Raw genomic sequence first — 18,313 nt, forward strand, 5'->3', positions numbered from 1 at the left:
TCAGGACTACTCCACTTCGATGCCGAAGTCCTGGAGGAGATGCTCCAGGCCGCCCGTGTAGCCCTTCCCGCCGAGCACGAAGTCCCAGTCGCCAGTGGCCCTACGTCTGAATGAGCCGAGTACCAAGGCCGTTTCACCGACGCGACCGTCGGAGACGTCCAGGCGACCGAGTTCGGTCATCGACGGATCGAGCAGGCGAATGCAGGCATCGGTGAATCCGGAAAGATCGGCGTTCGGGTTGGTTTCCGGGTCCACAGCCGCTACCAGAACGAATCGATCAGCACCCTCCGGCAGCGCGTCGAAGGTAACGCGAATGGCGGCCCTGTCCGGTGCAGACGCCGGCATCGCGCGCACCGAACCATCCGGGGTCTGCGGGTTGTTGAAAAAGACGAAATGGTCTTCGCTGAGGACTCGATTGCCATGGCAGACGAGGGCGCAGACGTCCAACGCCACGTTGCCGGACCACGTCATGCCCAACACGTTGTAGTCATCGGACGAAGTCGTGGGACGGGACGGTGCCGGCTGTGCGTGGGCAGGTTGGCCGCCCTCCCCCAGTCGTCCGCGAAGCCCGTGCCGGTGCAGCAGGTCGACGAGTTCACGGCCCGAGATCAGCTCCAGCGGCTTGCCGCGGGCGAAGGTGTGTGAGCCCGGGCCGAAGCCCGAAGTCGTCACCAGAACCCCCTTGTTGGCGCCGACGTCGTGGACCGTGCCGTACAAGTCGCGCACCGCGGTGGGTGGCACGGTGTTGCGGTAACGCTTCACCTGCACGACGATTTTGCCGCCCCGGATGGGGGCGGGGTCCATCGCGTCGACATCAACACCGCCGTCGTTCGAGCGCTGCGTGGTAACAGCCTGCATCCCCATTGCTCGGAACAGGTCGGCGACGAGGGATTCGAAGGCGATCGGGTCCATGTCGTACAGGTCCGGCTCCTCGTCACCACCTCCGTGGGTGACAACCTGGTTGCCGACGTCCTGCGGCTGCCGGCTCGGCCGTAGAGAGGTGAGCTGGTCAGGCCGGGGTGTGAGTTGTCCCCGCAGCGCGTCCGTGAGGCAACTGGTCGGGTCCACCTGTTCCAGATGCAGCCCGGTGAAGGTCGCCCGCTGTGCCATGACGGTGGCCAGGAAAATGTGGGCCTGCCTGCCCGTCGCGGGATCGGGAGCGTCCACGAAGCCGTTCAGTACCACCGAGTCGAGAATGCCGAACTCGTCCGCCCCGAAGAGCTGGTGCAGCACCAACAGCACGCTCTGTGCCAGCACCTCTCGGTACAAGGCGCGCCGCTGTGTCACGGGGCGCGCCGTCTCCTTGTCCTGGTCCTGGGCCGGTACGTACCTCACCGACTTCGCTTCCGGGACGACGTCGTACCCGGGCATCTCCCAGTCCAGCACCAACTGCCGCGCCGCCGCGTCGAAGGCCGCCGCCACCTGTCGGGGAAACCCTTCAGGCCATGCGGTCGACGAGTAGAGAGCAGCCGAGAAGTACTCGACCACGGCTTCGGGGTCGCCCCGCCTGACGCCCGCAATCGCCTCGGTGATGCCATCGTTGTGCCGTCGCACTTCAGCTCGCTGCGCTTCAGCCCTCTGGTCATGGTCCCGCTGGGCGGCGGCCAACCGCTGCAGTCGCTGTGTCTCCGCAGCCTGCGCCGCATGCCAGTCGTGCTCAAAGCGGGTCCGCGCCTCTGCCTGCGCTTGCGCACGCCGATTGGCCGTCCAGCCGCTCTGCGCCTGGTACTGGTTCGGATCAGGCATACGCACCGGCCACGCGAGCCGGCCAGGGTCGAACGGCGGAATCTCAGCCACGCGCGTCAACGACGAGACCCTGAACACCGGCGCCCGGCAACCCGTGGTCAGGACTCCCTGCAAGGTCGCGACCTGTGCGTCCAGCTCTGCCGTCCGTTGCCTGGCCGCTGCCTGCCGGTACTCCCGGTGCCCCTGAGCCGCACGTCGCTCGTAGTCCCGCGCTTGTCGCGCTTCTTCCCGACGTCGCCTCTGCTCGACCTCGATCTGCCGCTGGTACTGGCGCTGCGCTTCAGCCCAAGTGTTGACGAAACCAGCAGAGCGACGACTCATACGCTCAAGCCCTCCCCAGGACGTCGGCAGCGCCGACCAAGCTCTGGCTGTCCCCACAACCAGTTACGACAAACCGACTTTATCCAGCAATCACAGTCCTGGATATCAACTTGCCAAAGGCAACTGGAATCGATGCCCCATGCAGATCATCAGCGGGAAACAGCAAGGCGAGGGGCGCGCCGCGGTGCTGCCTGCATCGCCATCAATACGGCAAGAGCCCCTCCGAACCGAAGGGGCTCCAAGCCTGCGCCTCAACCACCCGGTACGAGCGCCTCGCCCACCTCAGTGGGAGTGAGCGCTCGGTGTCGGCGCCGTGTTTCTTGGATGTGGGTGTCCATCTGGAGCTATAGCAAAACAGCTCCACATCTAACCTGTACGCTCCGCGACCATGAAGACGTACGACATCGAGAGCGAGTGGAGCGCCTCGGACCTGGCTCTCCTGGAGGACCTGAAGCGGGCGGAGGCTCTGCTCCCCGAGGATGCTCCGCGCGCGCTCCTCTCCGTCCGCCTGTCCGTACTTACGGAAGACACCACCTCACCCGTACGACAGGAACTCGACCTGCGTCTCCTGGCCAGAGAGAAGGGGTACCGCGTCGTCGGTGTCGCCTCCGATCTGAACGTGTCGGCGACGAAGGTTCCGCCGTGGAAGCGGAAGGAGCTCGGCGAGTGGCTCAACAACCGGGCCCCGGAGTTCGATGCTCTGCTCTTCTGGAAGCTCGACCGCTTCATCCGTCGCATGACGGACCTGTCCACGATGATCGAGTGGTGCGAGCGGTACGGGAAGAACCTCGTGTCGGAAAACGACGCGATCGACCTCAGCACGACCGTGGGCCGGATCATGGTCACGCTCATCGGCGGCATCGCGGAGATCGAGGCGGCGAACACGTCGACCCGCGTCACGTCGCTGTGGGACTACGCCCGCACTCAGGACTCGTGGCTCGTCGGTAAGCCGACGTACGGATACGTCACGACGAAGGTGGACGGTAAACCCGCGCTCGCCATCGAGCCGAGCGCACACAAGGCACTGCACTGGGCCCGGCACATGGCGCTGCGGGGCGTCTCCGCCCGACGCATGGCCCTTTGTCTCGTCCGCTCCGGGCTCATGTCGACAAGGCTCACGACGTCGACTCTCCTTCGCCGCCTTCGCAACCCCGCACTTATGGGCTACCGGGTCGAGGAGAACAAGCAGGGCGGGAAGCGACGGAGCAGACTCGTCCTCGGCAACGACGGGAAGCCGATACGGGTCGGTCCTCCGATCTTCACCGAGGAGGAGTTCGAGACCCTTCAAGCGGCACTCGATCGCCGGGGCAAGAACCAGCCCACCCGGCAGGCGGGCGGAGCGACCCAGTTCCTCGGCGTACTCGTCTGCGTCGACTGCTCAACCAACATGACCGTGCAGAAGAACATGAGCAACGGCCGGAGCTACACGTACCTGCGCTGCGGCAAGTGCAAGGGCGGCGGGCTCGGCGCACCCAACCCGCAGGACGTGTACGACGTCCTCGTGGGCGACGTGCTGCGCGTCCTCGGCGACTTCCCCGTCCAGGTCCGGGAGTACGCAAAGGGAGCCGAGGCACGCGCCGAAGTCAAGCGGCTCGAAAATGCCATCTCCTATTACATGGCGGAGCTCGAACCAGAGGGCCGCTTCTCGAAGACTCGGTTCACTCGCGAGCGGGCGGAGAAGACGCTCGACCAGCTCACGGAAGAGTTGAGCGCTATCGATCCCGAGACCACGCAGGACCGTTGGGTACTCGTGCACAACGGCAAGACCTTCCGGGAGATGTGGGAAGCCGGCGGTATGGAGGCCATGGCTGAGGACCTGCGCCGCGTGGGCGTCACGTGCGATGTGACCCGTACGAAGGTGAAGGGGGTGCGAGCCCCGTCCGTACACCTGCGGCTCAAGATCCCGCGCGACGTTCGCGAACGCCTGGTCATCAAGGGTGACGACTTCGCGGCAAGGGTCTGACGAGGGAGCCGGGACAGGCATCTCCAGGCGGCTCGGCCAGCCATGCCCGGAGGTGTTCCGGCTTGACGGTCGGCCCGGGCTCCGGATAGGAAGACTCTCCCGCTCCTTCTGGGAGCGGGCACCGTAGGTCCCGCCGTTCAGCGGCGGTAGAGCTGGCCACTCCGTGAGGGGCCGCGATCCCGAGGGGCTCGCAGGGACGTCGAGGACGTCCCGAAGCGCAGGACGGTACTGCGCGACTTCCACCCAACGCTGAGGCGCGGCTCCGTGCTGCCCTCGGCCAGCGCCAGGAGTCGCCAGCCCTTGAACATCACGATCGAAGTCGTCTGGACCTGTGAGGTCTGCGCGTCGCCTCTTGTCGACAACGAAGCGCACGAGTGCAGCCGCTCCCCGCAGGAAGGGGGTAGCCGGTGACGATCAGCTTCGGCCACAACCGTCCGTGGGGTGGTGTCTCCCAGCACGAGTACCGGCGCATGGCACAGCACCCCGGGCACCCTCTCGCCTACCGTGTCCACTTCGCCGCCATCGGTTGGGCAGACCGGCAAGGACACGCAGCCTTCGAGCCCGGCCGGCTGGCCGTGCTGCTGGGCAAGGAGGGCAAACCACTGTCCGACCAGAGCACCCGTAACGCGGTGGCCCGCGCCAAGGAACTGGACCTCGTGTCGTCCCGTTCCGGGCCGCGTGCCTTGTGCTTCCGTCTCACCTGTTCCAGAAGGGCATGGGCGCGCCGATCCCCTACCGCCTCCACCAGGATCGGTGAGCACACGCGCTGTGTGTAGTCAGAGCACGTCCGGGGTGTACCGGCACAGTCTTCGACCTGCGAAAACGTTCGCGCCCTCTCTTATCTATTTGGCCCAGTCCGGCCTCTGTCGAGGCCGACTGAAGGAAGCAGCCTGCTTCAAGCGCAAGTAGGGGCGCGGCAGCGCCCCCATTAGGGAAAGACAACGGCGCAGAGAAAGGCAGCAAGGGGCGGCCTCCCGGCCGCCACAGTCGCAGTGCTCAACGACAGTGCGGCCCCGGAGGGGGCCGACAGGAGCAAGCCCTAGCTAGGGGGCGCTGCCGCGCCCCGCAGGTGCAGCCGTTAGGCCCTGTTCCTTGCAGCTTTCCGCCGCTGCGAGCAAGGCACGGTAGGTCTGTGACCAGGCCATACGCTCTCGCCGTGGCAGCCTGCGGGCAGGGAAGACGGACCCTGGAACCGTGGCGGAACCTTGGCTGCTATGGCATGGCGGTCGGGCTTGCCCCCTTCGAGGGGTCATACCCCACCCCCTGCCCCTGCCGTCACGTCTGCCTGCCATCGGCAGGCAGACGGCTGTGCGCTGGCGTGAGCGCCAGACGGGACGCACGCCTGGGCCTTGCCGGTCGAACACCGGGGCAGGCCGCGAGACGGGCGCAAGCGCCTTGCTGTGGACGAAGGGGCAAGTGTCTGCACGCACTTCTTTGGTCCCTGCCCACCAGAGTCTTCTGGCCCACGGAATACCCGGTTGATTCAGCTCCACCCGGAGTGCTCCAGTTGGCACCGCACGAAAGATAGGACCCATCCGTATGACGAACTCACCGCCTGAACGCACCCTCATCTACGCCGTCGATCTGACCCCCGAGAACGTCCGCGCCCTGGAGACCTTCCTCAACGCGCAGTTGGGGCGAGTGTCCGAGGATGTCGGTGAGACCGGCGAGACCTCTCCTCATGGTGGAGCGGCCCGAGCCGTGGCAGCGCGCTGCGATCGTGCGTGAGTGGCAGCGGCTACGCAGCACCGCCCTCGACTTCAACCACTGCGACGGCTACGACTACGACCGCTGGTGGAAGCAGATACGGCACTACGACGCCGCCGACGAAGCCGCCGAGCTGGAGCGAATCCGTCACTTCGCCACCCTGTACCCCTGGACGGACGATGAAGCTGACCAGGACAAGGAGGATTAGCGAGACACTCTGCCGCCTACCAGTGGAGTCACCCGATCAGAGTGGGGCCAGTAGAACTTGGAACCCTGGTCCCAAGAGAAGTGCGTACCGACGGGCAAGCGTTCCGACGGGTGCGACAGTCGCCCCACACGGGCAAGCGTGGACCGTCTCGAAAACCAAGGTTTGTGAGACGAGAGACGGAGCGCCCCTCACAGGGGCACAGCCCTGTTCAAAACCCGTCTCGAAATCCCCGTCTCGGACTTGATTTTTTGAGACGAGTTTTGAGACGGTCCGTGTCATGACGACGAACACGATCACTGGCCAGCTCATCGGTTACGCCCGCGTCTCCACTGGCGACCAGGAAGCGCAGCTTCAGCGCGACGCGCTCACGGCCGCAGGGTGCGTCCGCATCTTCGAGGACAAGGCCAGCGGGAAGGGCACAGACCGGCCGGGACTGACGGCCATACTGGACTACGCCCGACCGGGCGACGTCCTGTGCGTGTGGAAGCTTGACCGGCTCGGCCGGTCGCTCATCGACCTTGTGTCCATCGTCGACGGCCTGCGCGAGCGCGGCATAGGTTTCCGCGTGCTCGACGGTGCGCTCTCCTCTGTCGACACCACGTCGGCCGACGGACGCCTGTTCTTCCAGATCATCGCGGCCATGGCGGAGTTCGGGCGGTCACTCATCAAGGACCGCACGCGGGCCGGACTGGAAGCAGCCAAGGCGCAGGGCCGTACCGGCGGCCGGCCGTCTGTGGTGGACGAGGACGTAATCACCGTGGCCCGCGCCAGGAAGGCCAAGGGCGAGAGCGTCAGCGCCATCGCTAAGGCCCTCGGCGTCTCCCGCGCCACGTTGTACCGACACCTGGGAGAGAGCGCCTGAGGCAGGCGCACAGCAGTTCAGACAGACAGTGCCCCAGGAACGCCGAGAGGCGCCCGGACGGGATCGTCCGAACGCCTCTCTTCATCTACACCCACTCGACCGCCGAGACGATGCCCGAGTCCTGCCGAGGGGCGGGGAGCGGCGTGCGCCGCGCGGAGCCTGCTCGCACTCCTTCACGCCAAGCCCTCGCAGGGCTTCGGCGCGGTCCGCCTCGGATACGTCGGCAAGCGCCTCAGCCATCCGCTGGATGGCATCGCCGCTGCTCACGGCTACTTCTTGACCGTGAGCGGGAGCAGCTTCTTGCCGGTGGGGCCGATTTGTATGGCTGTGTCCATCTGGGGGCAGACTCCGCAGTCGAAGCACGGTGTCCAGCGGCAGTCGTCGACCTCTGTTTCGTCCAGGGCGTCCTGCCAGTCCTCCCAGAGCCAGTCCTTGTCGAGGCCCGAGTCGAGGTGGTCCCAGGGGAGGACCTCCTCGTAGGTGCGCTCGCGGGTGGTGTACCAGTCGACGTCCACGCCGAAGGGGGCGAGGGCCTTGTCGGCGCAGGCCATCCAGCGGTCGTACGAGAAGTGCTCGCGCCAGCCGTCGAAGCGGCCGCCGTCGTCGTACACCGCGCGGATCACCGCGCCCACCCGGCGGTCGCCCCGGGAGAGCAGGCCCTCGACGATGCCGGGCTTGCCGTCGTGGTAGCGGAAGCCGATCGAGCGGCCGTACTTCTTGTCGCCGCGGATCTTGTCCCGCAGCTTCTCCAGGCGCGCGTCCGTGTCGGCCGCCGACAGCTGCGGCGCCCACTGGAAGGGGGTGTGGGGCTTGGGGACGAAGCCGCCGATCGACACCGTGCAGCGGATGTCGTTCGCCCCCGACACCTCACGGCCCTTCTGGATGACCCGCATCGCCATGTCGGCGATCTGGAGGACGTCGTCGTCCGTCTCCGTCGGCAGACCGCACATGAAGTACAGCTTCACCTGGCGCCAGCCGTTGCCGTACGCCGTGGCGACCGTACGGATCAGGTCGTCCTCGGAGACCATCTTGTTGATGACCTTGCGGATGCGCTCCGAGCCGCCCTCGGGGGCGAACGTGAGGCCCGAGCGGCGGCCGTTGCGGGTCAGCTCGTTCGCCAGGTCGATGTTGAACGCGTCCACGCGGGTGGAGGGCAGGGAGAGGCCGATCTTGTCGTCCTCGTAGCGGTCCGCCAGGCCCTTGGCGACGTCCCCGATCTCGCTGTGGTCCGCCGAGGAGAGGGACAGGAGGCCCACCTCCTCGAAGCCCGTCGCCTTCAGGCCCCGGTCGACCATCTCGCCGATGCCCGTGATCGAGCGCTCGCGCACCGGGCGGGTGATCATGCCCGCCTGGCAGAAGCGGCAGCCGCGCGTGCAGCCGCGGAAGATCTCCACCGACATGCGCTCGTGCACCGTCTCGGCGAGCGGGACCAGCGGCTGCTTGGGGTAGGGCCACTCGTCCAGGTCCATGACCGTGTGCTTGGACACCCGCCACGGCACGCCCGACTTGTTGGGGACCACCCGGGCGATCCGGCCGTCGGCGAGGTACTCGACGTCGTAGAACGCCGGGACGTAGACGCCTCCCGTGCGCGCCAGGCGGAACAGGACCTCCTCGCGGCCGCCGGGGCGGCCCTCCGCCTTCCACTCGCGGATGATCCGCGTCATGTCGAGCACGGCCTGCTCGCCGTCGCCGATGACCGCGGCGTCGATGAAGTCCGCGATCGGCTCCGGGTTGAACGCCGCGTGGCCGCCCGCGAGCACGATCGGGTCGTCCAGGCCGCGGTCCTTCGACTCCAGGGGGATGCCGGCCAGGTCAAGGGCCGTGAGCATGTTGGTGTAGCCCAGCTCCGTGGAGAAGGACAGGCCGAACACGTCGAACGACCGCACCGGGCGGTGGCTGTCCACCGTGAACTGCGGGACGCCGTGCTCGCGCATCAGCGCCTCCAGGTCCGGCCACACGCTGTACGTGCGCTCGGCGAGGACGCCCTGCTGTTCGTTCAGCACCTCGTAGAGGATCATGACGCCCTGGTTGGGCAGGCCGACCTCGTACGCGTCCGGGTACATCAGTGCCCAGCGGACGTCGCACGACTCCCACGGTTTGACCGTGGAGTTGAGCTCTCCGCCGACGTACTGGATGGGCTTCTGCACGTGCGGGAGCAGTGCTTCGAGCTGCGGGAACACAGACTCGGCGGCCGCAGTGACTTCGGCAGGCATCTCGCGAACCTTCGTGAGCTGACAGGGCTGACCATCAAGCCTAACCCGCCCGGAAGGCTCCCCCGCACGCTCAGACGGACGCCCCGCCCCACCCCTCCCGCCAGATCTCCGGCAGCCGTGTCTCCACATCGGCCGCGCGCCACTCCTGGCGGGCGTAGAGGATCCCGTACGTGAACGTGTTCTCGCCGGCCGCGTGCGCCACCGCCGACAGCTCGCGCAGCGTCTGGCGGACCATGACGCTGTCCTGGTGGTCGCCGAGCAGGGTCTGGAGGCCCTTGGCGGCCTTGGTGAGGGCGGCGGCCGGGGCGCCGAGCGCGGGGGTGGCGGCCTCCGCCGCGTAGCGCGTGCGCTTGGCCTTCTTGCGGGCCTCGTGCAGGGCGAGGTCGCGGTCGTGGCCCGGGGGCAGCTCGATGGCCTGCTCGACCAGCGCGGACAGCTTGCCGACGTCCTTGCGTACGGCCTTGGCGACCGCCTTCTCCGGGTCGCGGGCGGCGGCCGGCAGGAGGGGCGGGGCGGCGACGAGGGCGTCCAGGGTGTCGAGGAGGTTCAGATAGCGCTGGGAGTCGAGGACGCCGACGAGCCGGCGGCGCGCGCCGCCGCGGCGGTCGGCGGCCCAGGTGCCCAGCCGGGTGCGGACCGGTCCCGAGACCAGGTCCTCGGGCAGGGCGTCGAGGGCGGTGGTGAGGTGCTCGGTGAGCACTTCGCGGTCGCGGTCGACGCCCAGCTCGGCGGCGAGCCACTTCAGCTCCGCGCCGATGGGGTCGGTGACGGCGCGGTCGAGGACGCCGCCGTAGGAGCGGAAGGCGCTGCGCATCCGGCGGGTGGCGACGCGCATGCGGTGCACGGAGTCGTACTCGTCGCGCCGTACGGCGGGGTCCAGCTCGACCACGGCGTCGCGCTGGGCGCGGACGTAGGCGAGGACGTGGTCGCCCGCGGTGAGCGGCGCGGCGGGGGGCTCGGGTGCGGGCCCGGCCGGGCCCGGCGAGGTCTCGGCGAGGGCGCGGGCGACCTTCGAGGCGGACTCGGAGGGGCGTACGCCGGCCTTGCGCAGCCGTTTCTCGACCTTGTCGAGGAAGGCGGGGGACATGTCGTCGCCGAGTTCGACCTCGATCTCGGTCCACTGGGCGGTGGTGCCGCGGCCGGGGCCGGAGAGCCGTTCGGCGGTGACGGCGTCCACGCTGACCTCGGCGAGGAGCGCGCCGTCGGCGTCGAGGAGGTGGCTCACGTCGCGGGCGGAGCGCAGGCGCATCACGGGGACGAGGTCGGCGTCGCGGACGCGGGAGCGCAGCAGGCCGGCGAGCTCGTCCGGGAGGTCGTCGGAGAGGGGGGCGCGGATCTCGTCGCGGACGTCGCGGGCGACCGGGAACTTCAGGTGCCAGCCGGCGTCGCCGCCGCCGGTGCGGCGGCGCAGGGTGAGGGCGTGCCGGGCCAGGCGTTCGTCGACGGTGTCGTAGTAGGTGGCGTCGAGGTGTGTGACGCCCTTGTCCAGGACGGTGGCAACCCTGCCGATGCCGGTCAGGTCGGGCAGCCCGCTGTCGTCGGATTCGTACTTGCGCTCGATCTCGCGTTTCTCATCCGCCATGAACCGAATCTAGTGGCCCACACGCCGGGAGGGCAGGGGCCGACCGGGGTGAATGAGAAAGAAACCCCAGGAAAAGGATGAATGGCCGGGAGGACAGATGGATGGCCGGGACGACAAGGGGGGCGGAGTGGCCCGCACCCCGCCCCCGTCGAAGCGCCGCGGGCCTACGCCGACATCGGCCGTTGCACCCGGATCGACTGCAGCAGCCCGACCGCCACCCAGACCGCGAACATCGACGAGCCGCCGTACGACACGAAGGGCAGCGGGAGGCCGGTGACCGGCATGATGCCCAGGGTCATGCCGATGTTCTCGAACGCCTGGAACGCGAACCAGGCGACGATCCCGGCGGCGACGACCGTGCCGTACAGCTCGGTCGTCTCGCGGGCGATGCGGCAGGCCCGCCACAGCACCACGCCGAGCAGGACCACGATCAGGCCCGCGCCGAGGAAGCCCAGCTCCTCGCCCGCGACCGTGAACACGAAGTCCGTCTGCTGCTCGGGCACGAACTGGCCGGTGGTCTGCGAGCCGTGGAACAGGCCCGCGCCGGTCAGCCCGCCCGAGCCGATCGCGATACGGGCCTGGTTGGTGTTGTAGCCGACGCCCGCCGGGTCGAGGTCGGGGTTGGCGAACGCGGCGAACCGGTTGATCTGGTACTCGTCCAGGATGTGCAGCTGCCACACCGCGATCGCGCCGAGGGCGCCCGCGCCGATCAGCCCGAACACCCAGCGGTTGGAGGCGCCGGAGGCGAGCAGCACGCCCAGGATGATGATGACCATGACCATGACCGAGCCGAGGTCGGGCATGAGCAGGACGATCATTATGGGGACGGCGGCCAGGCCGAGGGCCTGGAGGACCGTGCGGTGGTCGGGGTACTTCTTGTCCCCCGCGTCCACCCGGGCCGCCAGCAGCATCGCCATGCCCAGGATGATCGTGATCTTCACGAACTCGGAGGGCTGGAGCGAGAAGCCGCCGCCGAGCACGATCCAGGAGTGCGCGCCGTTGACCGTGGAGCCGAGCGGGGTGAGCACCAGCAGGATGCCGAGCACGGACAGGCCGTAGAGGACCGGCACGGCGTTGCGCAGCGAGCGGTGGCCGAGCCAGATCGTGCCGATCATCAGGGCGACCCCGATGCCGGTGTTCATGAGGTGGCGGAGCAGGAAGTAGTACTGGTCGCCCTGGTTGATCTCGGTGCGGTTGCGGGTCGCGGAGAACACCAGTACCGAGCCGAGGAACGACAGCGCCAGCGCGGCCAGCAGGATCGGCCAGTCCAGCCGGCGGGCCAGCGAGTCCCGGGCGAAGATCCGGGTCCAGCCGGCCCGCTGGGGGCCGTACCCGGAGACGGAGAAGCTGTTCACCCCGGTCATGCGGGCAGCCTCCGGCTCCCCCGTCGGCGCGGGCGCCTGCGGGTGTCGCGGTTGCCGGTCGTGGGGGTGCTCGTCGTGGCCGGGGGCAACGAGCCGTCGTCCGGGGAGGGCGAGCCCGACGGGGTGGCCAGGACGTCCTTGACCGGGTCGTCGGAGACCTTCGGGGACTTGATCGTGCCGTCGGTGCGGACCGTGGGCAGCTTGGCCTCGGGCGTGGGCAGCAGCGCCTTCTTCTTGTCGATGGCGCCGTCCGGCTGGACGCCGTACATCGCGCTGTAGATGTTGCGCACGGCCTCACCGGAGGCGCCGGAACCCGTACCGGCCTGGGCGATGGTCATGATGACCGTGTAGTCCTTGGAGTACGTGGCGAGCCAGGACGTGGTCTGCTTGCCGTAGACCTCGGCGGTACCGGTCTTGGCGTGCAGGGTGATCTTGTCCTGGGGCCAGCCGGTGAACTTCCAGGCGGCCGTACCGCGGGTGACGACGCCCTGGAGGGCCTCGCCCATGCCCTTGAGGGCGGCCTTGTTCACCGGCAGCCTGCCCTGCTTGGTGGGCTTGATCTCCTGGACGGACTTGCCGTCGGCGCTGACGATCGCCTTGCCGATGGTCGGCTGGTACATGGTGCCGCCGTTGGCGAGGGCCCCGTAGATCACGGCCTCCTGGACCGGCGTGACGAGGGTGTCGCCCTGGCCGATGGAGTAGTTGATCGAGTCGCCCTCACGCATCTTGTTGCCTTCGAGGCAGTTCTCGTAGGCGATCTTCTCGACGTAACTGCCGTCCTTCTTGCCGGACTTGCACCAGGCGTCCTTGTTGGCCTTCCAGTAGTCCTGCTTCCACTTGCGGTCGGGGACGCGGCCGGTGACCTCGTTGGGCAGGTCGATGCCGGTGGTCCTGCCGAGGCCGAACTGGTGGGCGGCCTTGTAGAAGTAGTCCTTGGGCTGGCCCTTCTTCGGGTTGATGCCGCCGTCCTTCTTCCACTCGCGGTCGGCGAGGCCGTAGAAGACCGTGTCGCAGGAGACCTCCAGGGCGCGGCCGAGCGAGATGGGGCCGAAGTTCTCGCCCTCGAAGTTCTTGAAGACCTGGCCGCCCACCGAGTACGAGCTGGTGCAGGGGTAGCCGCCGTCCCAGACGTAGCCGGCCTCGACCGCGGCGGCCGTGGAGACCACCTTGAACGTCGAACCCGGTGCGGACTGACCCTGTATGGCCCGGTTGAGCAGCGGGTAGTCGGACTTCTTGCCGGTGAGCTTCTTGTAGTCCTTCGCGGAGATGCCGCCCACCCAGACGTTCGGGTCGTACGTCGGCGCGGACGCCATGGCGACGATCCGGCCGGTCTTGGCCTCCATGACGACGACGGCGCCGGAGTCGGCCTTGTAGTACTCGTTGGTGATCTTGTCGAACTGCTGGCGGGCGACCTTCATCGCCTTGTCGAGCTCGTACTCGGCGACGCGCTGCACCCGGGAGTCGATGCTGGTGACGAGGTTGGAGCCGGGCTGCGCCGGGTCCGCCTCGGCCTTGCCGATGACCCGGCCGAGGTTGTCGACCTCGTAGCGGGTCACGCCGGCCTTGCCGCGCAGCTCCTTGTCGTACTGGCGCTCGAGACCCGAGCGGCCGACCTGGTCGGAGCGCAGGTAGGGCGAGTCGCTGTCCTTGGCCTTCTGGAGCTCGTCGTCGGTGACCGGCGAGAGGTAGCCGAGCACCTGGGAGGTGTTGGACTTGCCGGGGCCCGGGTAGCGGCGCACGGCCTCCGGCTCGGCGGTGATGCCGGGGAAGTCCTCGGAGCGCTCGCGGATCTGGAGGGCCTGCTTGGCGGTGGCCTCGTCGGTGATCGGGATGGGCTGGTACGGCGAGCCGTTCCAGCAGGGCTGCGGCGTCTGGGCGTCGCACAGCCGGACCTTCTGTATCACCTCCTCGGGGCTCATGCCGAGGACACCGGCCAGCTTGGTCAGCACCGCCTTGCCGTCGTCGTCCTGCTTGAGCAGGTCGGTGCGGGAGGCGGAGACGACCAGCCGGGTCTCGTTGTCGGCGAGCGGCACCCCGCGCGCGTCCAGGATCGAGCCGCGCACGGCGGGCTCCACGACCTGCTGGACGTGGTTGCCCGACGCCTCCTTCTGGTACTCGGCGCCCTCCCGGATCTGGAGGTACCACAGCCGGCCACCGAGGGTGCCGAGCAGGGAGAGGACGAGGATCTGGATGACGACGAGCCGGATCTGGACCCGCGGGGTCCGTCCGGTCTCGGGGATGTTAGTCATGGGCGGGGCCCACTCCGTTGAGGGTGGTGGTGGGAGACGGGTGGGACGTGGTCACTGCGGCTGCCGTCCCCTCTCAGCGCGTGTACGAGTCATATCCGACGGACCTGTGAACGTCCGCCCCGAACTCCGGTGCCGTCACAGTCGCTTGACCCCCTTGATGCGTCCGACGCGCGCGGTGCGGACGCGGGCCTTGCTCTTCAGGGCGCCGAGGCCGCCGCGCTGGCCGCCGATGCGCAGGCCCGTGCCGGAGGAGAGCCAGCCCGAGGAGATGTCGGTGCCCTTGCCGGCGGAGGCGGTCTCGGCGAGCGGGTCGTTGTCGGCGCGGCGAGCCAGGGCCATCACCCCGGGGACGACGAACGGCGCGAGCAGCAGGTCGTACAGGGCGGCCGTGAACAGCAGGCTGCCGAGGCCGACATGGCGGGCGGCGGTGTCGCCGACGAGGGCGCCGACGCCCGCGTACAGCAGGGTCGAGCCGATCGCGGCGGCGACCACCACGACCATGGGTCCGGTGGCCGACTTGATGCGTCCGTTCTCCGGCTTGATGAGGCCGGCGAGGTAGCCGATGACGCAGAGCACCAGCGCGTAGCGGCCGGCCGCGTGGTCGGCGGGCGGGGCGAGGTCGGCGAGCAGTCCGGCGCCGAAGCCGACGAGGGCGCCGCCCACATGGCCGTACACCATCGCCAGGCCGAGGACGGTCAGCAGCAGTATGTCGGGGACGGCGCCGGGCAGCCGCAGCCGGGACAGGACGCTCACCTGGACCACCAGGGCGACCACGATCAGCGCGGTGGAGAGCAGGATCCGGTTGACACGCATGGGGATTCAGCTCCTACTGCTGCGGCTCGTCGGTGGCGGGCGCGTCGGCGGACGGGGTGACCGTGACGGTCACCGTCGGGGTGGGTGTCGGCCGGGGCTTGGCCGGGAGCACCTCGTCGCGCGGGTCGCGCTTCGGGGGCTGGACGACGACACCGACGACGTCGAGCTTGCTGAAGCCGACGAACGGGGTGACGTAGAGGGTGCGGGTCAGGCCGCCGCCGGAGGGGTCGACCCGGGAGACGATGCCGACCGGGACGCCGGGTACGAACGGGCGGTCGGCCTGGGAGCCGAAGGTGACGAGCCGGTCGCCCTTCTTCACCTCGGCCTTGCCGTTGAGGAGTTCGACGCGCAGCGGACGGTCGCCCTGCCCGGAGGCGAAGCCGAGTTCGTCGCTGCCCTCCATGCGGGTGCCGACGGTGAAGTCGGGGTCGTTGGCCAGCAGCACGGTGGAGGTGTTGGGGCCGACGGTGGTGACCCGGCCGACGAGCCCGTCCCCGTTGAGGACGGTCATGTCGCGCCGGATGCCGTCGCCCGCGCCGACGTCGATGGTGATGGTCCAGGAGAAGCCCTGGGCCGCGCCTATGGCGATGACCTCGGCGCCCTTGATGCCGTACTGCCCCTCGCCGGCGACCTTGAGCATCTTGTCGAGCTGCTGGAGCCTGCTGCGGTTGCGGTCGTCGCTGCCGAGCTTCGCCTTGAGGGCGGCGTTCTCCGTCTCCAGCTTGGCGAGCCGGTCGTGGCGCTCGCCCGAGTCTCGGACGGCGGAGACGGCGTTGCCGACGGGATCGACCGCCGACGACACCCCGCTCTCGATCGGGCCGAAGACCGCCGCGGCGGCCTGCCGGGCCCCGTCGACCGGGGAGTTGCGCCCACCGCGGATGTCCACCGTGATCAGCGCGAACGCGATGGCGATCAGCAGTACCAGGAGCAGCCGGCTCTCTTTCGTGTCCCTCACGTGCGGCGGCCGTGCCCTTCCTCATAGGAATTCGGGTGGCCCCGGGAAGCGCAGACCCGATGCGCGATCCCAAGGGGCCCATTTGTGGGAGCTTATGCCTCTATATCAACGATCCGCCGTACGAGCGGGGTTCGTCTCGTACGGCGGAATCGAAGAGTTGTGTCACCTGCGCGGCTGGGCGTCCAGGACCTGCTGGAGCGCCTCGAACTCCTCGACGCACTTGCCGGAACCGAGCGCCACGCTGTCCAGCGGGTCCTCGGCGATGTGGATGGGCATGCCGGTCTCGCGCCGCAGCCGCTCGTCGAGCCCGCGCAGCAGCGCGCCGCCACCGGTCAGCACGATCCCCCGGTCCATGATGTCGCCGGACAGCTCCGGCGGGCACTTGTCGAGGGTGGTCTTCACGGCGTCGACGATCGCGTTGACCGGCTCCTCGATCGCCTTGCGCACCTCGGCGGCCGAGATGACGACGGTCTTGGGCAGCCCGGACACGAGGTCCCGGCCGCGGATCTCGGTGTGTTCGTCGTCGTCGAGGTCGTACGCCGAACCGATCGTGATCTTGATCTGTTCGGCCGTCCGCTCACCCAGGAGGAGCGAGTACTCCTTCTTGATGTGCTGGATGATCGCGTTGTCCAGCTCGTCGCCCGCCACCCGGATGGACTGGGCGGTGACGATGCCGCCGAGCGAGATGACCGCGACCTCCGTGGTGCCGCCGCCGATGTCCACCACCATGTTGCCGGTCGCCTCGTGGACCGGCAGGCCCGAGCCGATGGCCGCGGCCATGGGCTCCTCGATGATGTGCACCTGGCGGGCCCCGGCCTGGGACGACGCCTCGATGACCGCACGGCGCTCCACGCCCGTGATGCCCGACGGCACACAGACGACCACACGCGGCCGGGCGAGGTAGCGCCGCTTGTGGATCTTCAGGATGAAGTAGCGCAGCATCCGCTCGGTGATCTCGAAGTCGGCGATCACGCCGTCCTTCAGCGGACGCACGGCGACGATGTTGCCCGGCGTCCGTCCGATCATCTTCTTCGCCTCGGCGCCCACGGCCAGGATGCCACCGGTGTTGGTGTTGATCGCGACCACGGACGGCTCGTTGAGTACGATCCCGCGACCCCTGACGTACACCAGCGTGTTGGCGGTCCCGAGGTCGACAGCCATGTCACGGCCGATGAACGACATTGAGTTCCCCATCAGGATTCGTCTGGCCTTCCCGGGAGCTTCTGAGAGCTTTTCAGGACGGCGAAGTGGGTGCTGTGACGTGAAGGCTTACATGGTAGACGCGCCTGCACGAACACTGCGCGAGGGTCTTCGCCATTGTCAGCACGTACGCAGCCGCCTCGCTTGTGGAGACGGCCCATCGGGGGCACTCGTTCCCCCGATCGCCACGCATATGCCGAAGGACGGCCGAAAACGAACGGCCGTCCCAGGTCGGTCGCCCCGCCGAGCTGACGGGCCGTCAGAAAAAGACGCGAAAAATTTGCTCAGCCGCGTCCGGGGAAGAAGATCTTCACCTCGCGCTCGGCCGACTCCTCGGAGTCCGACGCGTGGATCAGGTTCTCCCGCACGATGACACCGAAGTCCCCCCGGATGGACCCGGGTGCCGCGGCGATCGGGTCGGTCGGACCCGCCAGGGCGCGCACACCCTCGACGACCCGCTCGCCCTCGACGATCAGCGCCACGACCGGACCCGACGACATGAACTCGATCAGCGGCTCGTAGAACGGCTTGCCCTTGTGCTCGCCGTAGTGCTGCTCCAGCGTCTCCAGCTCCAGGGTGCGCAGCTCCAGCGCGGTGATCCGCCAGTCCGCCTTGCGCTCGATACGGCTGATGATCTCGCCGGTCAGACCACGCCGTACGGCGTCGGGCTTGAGGAGGACGAGGGTGCGCTGGGTCATGGTGTGCAGCTCCTTGGGTGCCTTGGCATATGCGGTGGCACGAGGCTACAGGGCAGCCTCCGCCCCCCGTTACGCAGCGTCAGCTCCGGAGGCCCCGGCCTGCGCCGCGAAGCGGGCCTTCGCCTCCTCGATCTTGCGGCCGTAGTGCACCGACGCCCACCACAGGGCCGCGAAGACCACACCCATGAAGAACATCGTCGGTACGACGAACCCGGACGCGACCAGCGCGATCTGGAGGGCCCAGCCCAGCGCGACACCGCCAGGACGGGTCACCACGCCGCACAGCAGCAGGCACACGAGCATCGCGATCCCGCTGACCGTCCACACCGTCGACACCGACAGGTCCGGGTCCTTCATCGCGACCAGCCCGGCGAACCCGATGACGAAGAACTCGCCGATCAGCGTGGAGGAGCAGAGCGTACGCACCGGATC

Annotated in this window: 15 protein-coding genes; 5 read left to right on the forward strand and 10 right to left on the reverse strand. The window is 68.5% G+C overall.

The features are described 5' to 3' along the window. Positions 1–6: 6 nt before the first annotated feature. On the reverse strand, positions 7–2,067 hold the full coding sequence (locus AB0F77_RS14295) for a restriction endonuclease (protein ID WP_361946828.1): 2,061 nt from the start codon (positions 2,065–2,067) through the stop codon (positions 7–9). A gap of 388 nt (positions 2,068–2,455) precedes the next feature. On the opposite strand from AB0F77_RS14295, the gene AB0F77_RS14300 reads away from it, so the two are divergent. The 5 genes from AB0F77_RS14300 to AB0F77_RS14320 all read left to right on the forward strand — a co-directional run bounded on the left by AB0F77_RS14300 (position 2,456) and on the right by AB0F77_RS14320 (position 6,807). Further along, positions 2,456–4,030, forward strand: a complete 1,575-nt coding sequence (locus AB0F77_RS14300) for a recombinase family protein (protein WP_361946831.1) — start codon at positions 2,456–2,458, stop codon at positions 4,028–4,030. A 407-nt stretch (positions 4,031–4,437) separates the two neighbouring features. After that, positions 4,438–4,806 (forward strand): hypothetical protein, encoded by a 369-nt coding sequence (locus tag AB0F77_RS14305; RefSeq protein WP_361946834.1) that lies wholly within the window; start codon positions 4,438–4,440, stop codon positions 4,804–4,806. Between the two features lie 763 nt (positions 4,807–5,569). After that, the gene (locus AB0F77_RS14310; protein ID WP_361946837.1) at positions 5,570–5,758 is read left to right on the forward strand and encodes a hypothetical protein; all 189 of its coding nucleotides are present in this window, start codon (positions 5,570–5,572) and stop codon (positions 5,756–5,758) included. Continuing rightward, positions 5,751–5,945, forward strand: a complete 195-nt coding sequence (locus AB0F77_RS14315; protein WP_361946840.1) for a hypothetical protein — start codon at positions 5,751–5,753, stop codon at positions 5,943–5,945. Before AB0F77_RS14310 ends, AB0F77_RS14315 begins: the two co-directional genes overlap by 8 nt. A gap of 277 nt (positions 5,946–6,222) precedes the next feature. Continuing rightward, positions 6,223–6,807 carry a recombinase family protein gene (locus tag AB0F77_RS14320; protein ID WP_361946843.1) on the forward strand — a complete coding sequence of 195 codons (585 nt, stop codon included), beginning with the start codon at positions 6,223–6,225 and terminating at the stop codon, positions 6,805–6,807. Between the two features lie 269 nt (positions 6,808–7,076). On the opposite strand, the gene AB0F77_RS14325 is transcribed toward AB0F77_RS14320, so the two are convergent. From AB0F77_RS14325 to AB0F77_RS14365, 9 genes are all read right to left on the reverse strand, one after another. After that, a complete protein-coding gene (locus tag AB0F77_RS14325) occupies positions 7,077–9,020 on the reverse strand; it encodes a TIGR03960 family B12-binding radical SAM protein (RefSeq protein ID WP_361946846.1) in 1,944 nt (647 codons plus the stop codon). A gap of 70 nt (positions 9,021–9,090) precedes the next feature. Further along, positions 9,091–10,602, reverse strand: coding sequence for a CYTH and CHAD domain-containing protein (locus tag AB0F77_RS14330; RefSeq protein ID WP_361946849.1), 1,512 nt, complete (start codon positions 10,600–10,602; stop codon positions 9,091–9,093). 164 nt (positions 10,603–10,766) lie between these two features. After that, positions 10,767–11,966, reverse strand: coding sequence for a rod shape-determining protein RodA (gene rodA, locus AB0F77_RS14335; protein ID WP_361946852.1), 1,200 nt, complete (start codon positions 11,964–11,966; stop codon positions 10,767–10,769). Further along, entirely contained in the window at positions 11,963–14,215 is a 2,253-nt protein-coding gene (mrdA, locus tag AB0F77_RS14340; protein WP_361946855.1) for a penicillin-binding protein 2, read from the reverse strand. The genes rodA and mrdA overlap by 4 nt, the downstream gene beginning before the upstream one ends. A 135-nt stretch (positions 14,216–14,350) precedes the next feature. After that, on the reverse strand, positions 14,351–15,028 hold the full coding sequence (gene mreD / locus AB0F77_RS14345) for a rod shape-determining protein MreD (RefSeq protein ID WP_361946858.1): 678 nt from the start codon (positions 15,026–15,028) through the stop codon (positions 14,351–14,353). A 13-nt stretch (positions 15,029–15,041) separates the two neighbouring features. Next, positions 15,042–15,983, reverse strand: coding sequence for a rod shape-determining protein MreC (gene mreC, locus AB0F77_RS14350; protein WP_361946861.1), 942 nt, complete (start codon positions 15,981–15,983; stop codon positions 15,042–15,044). 162 nt (positions 15,984–16,145) lie between these two features. Continuing rightward, a complete protein-coding gene (locus AB0F77_RS14355; protein WP_189314032.1) occupies positions 16,146–17,165 on the reverse strand; it encodes a rod shape-determining protein in 1,020 nt (339 codons plus the stop codon). Between the two features lie 302 nt (positions 17,166–17,467). Next, the gene (ndk, locus tag AB0F77_RS14360; protein WP_361946864.1) at positions 17,468–17,881 is read right to left on the reverse strand and encodes a nucleoside-diphosphate kinase; all 414 of its coding nucleotides are present in this window, start codon (positions 17,879–17,881) and stop codon (positions 17,468–17,470) included. A 69-nt stretch (positions 17,882–17,950) separates the two neighbouring features. Next, positions 17,951–18,307, reverse strand: a complete 357-nt coding sequence (locus AB0F77_RS14365) for a DUF4233 domain-containing protein (RefSeq protein WP_361946867.1) — start codon at positions 18,305–18,307, stop codon at positions 17,951–17,953. Between the last annotated feature and the right edge of the window lie 6 nt (positions 18,308–18,313).

Origin of the sequence: Streptomyces sp. NPDC026672 (genome assembly GCF_040638185.1) — a bacterium.
Lineage (GTDB): Bacteria > Actinomycetota > Actinomycetes > Streptomycetales > Streptomycetaceae > Streptomyces.

What these genes read in the sequence shown, in the direction of transcription:
- AB0F77_RS14295 (WP_361946828.1), bottom strand. Translation starts at nt 2,067, where the DNA reads ATGAGTCGTCGCTCTGCTGGTTTCGTCAACACTTGGGCTGAAGCGCAG.
- AB0F77_RS14300 (WP_361946831.1), top strand. Translation starts at nt 2,456, where the DNA reads ATGAAGACGTACGACATCGAGAGCGAGTGGAGCGCCTCGGACCTGGCT.
- AB0F77_RS14310 (WP_361946837.1), top strand. Translation starts at nt 5,570, where the DNA reads ATGACGAACTCACCGCCTGAACGCACCCTCATCTACGCCGTCGATCTG.
- AB0F77_RS14320 (WP_361946843.1), top strand. Translation starts at nt 6,223, where the DNA reads ATGACGACGAACACGATCACTGGCCAGCTCATCGGTTACGCCCGCGTC.
- AB0F77_RS14325 (WP_361946846.1), bottom strand. Translation starts at nt 9,020, where the DNA reads ATGCCTGCCGAAGTCACTGCGGCCGCCGAGTCTGTGTTCCCGCAGCTC.
- AB0F77_RS14330 (WP_361946849.1), bottom strand. Translation starts at nt 10,602, where the DNA reads ATGGCGGATGAGAAACGCGAGATCGAGCGCAAGTACGAATCCGACGAC.
- rodA (WP_361946852.1), bottom strand. Translation starts at nt 11,966, where the DNA reads ATGACCGGGGTGAACAGCTTCTCCGTCTCCGGGTACGGCCCCCAGCGG.
- mrdA (WP_361946855.1), bottom strand. Translation starts at nt 14,215, where the DNA reads ATGACTAACATCCCCGAGACCGGACGGACCCCGCGGGTCCAGATCCGG.
- mreD (WP_361946858.1), bottom strand. Translation starts at nt 15,028, where the DNA reads ATGCGTGTCAACCGGATCCTGCTCTCCACCGCGCTGATCGTGGTCGCC.
- AB0F77_RS14355 (WP_189314032.1), bottom strand. Translation starts at nt 17,165, where the DNA reads ATGTCGTTCATCGGCCGTGACATGGCTGTCGACCTCGGGACCGCCAAC.
- ndk (WP_361946864.1), bottom strand. Translation starts at nt 17,881, where the DNA reads ATGACCCAGCGCACCCTCGTCCTCCTCAAGCCCGACGCCGTACGGCGT.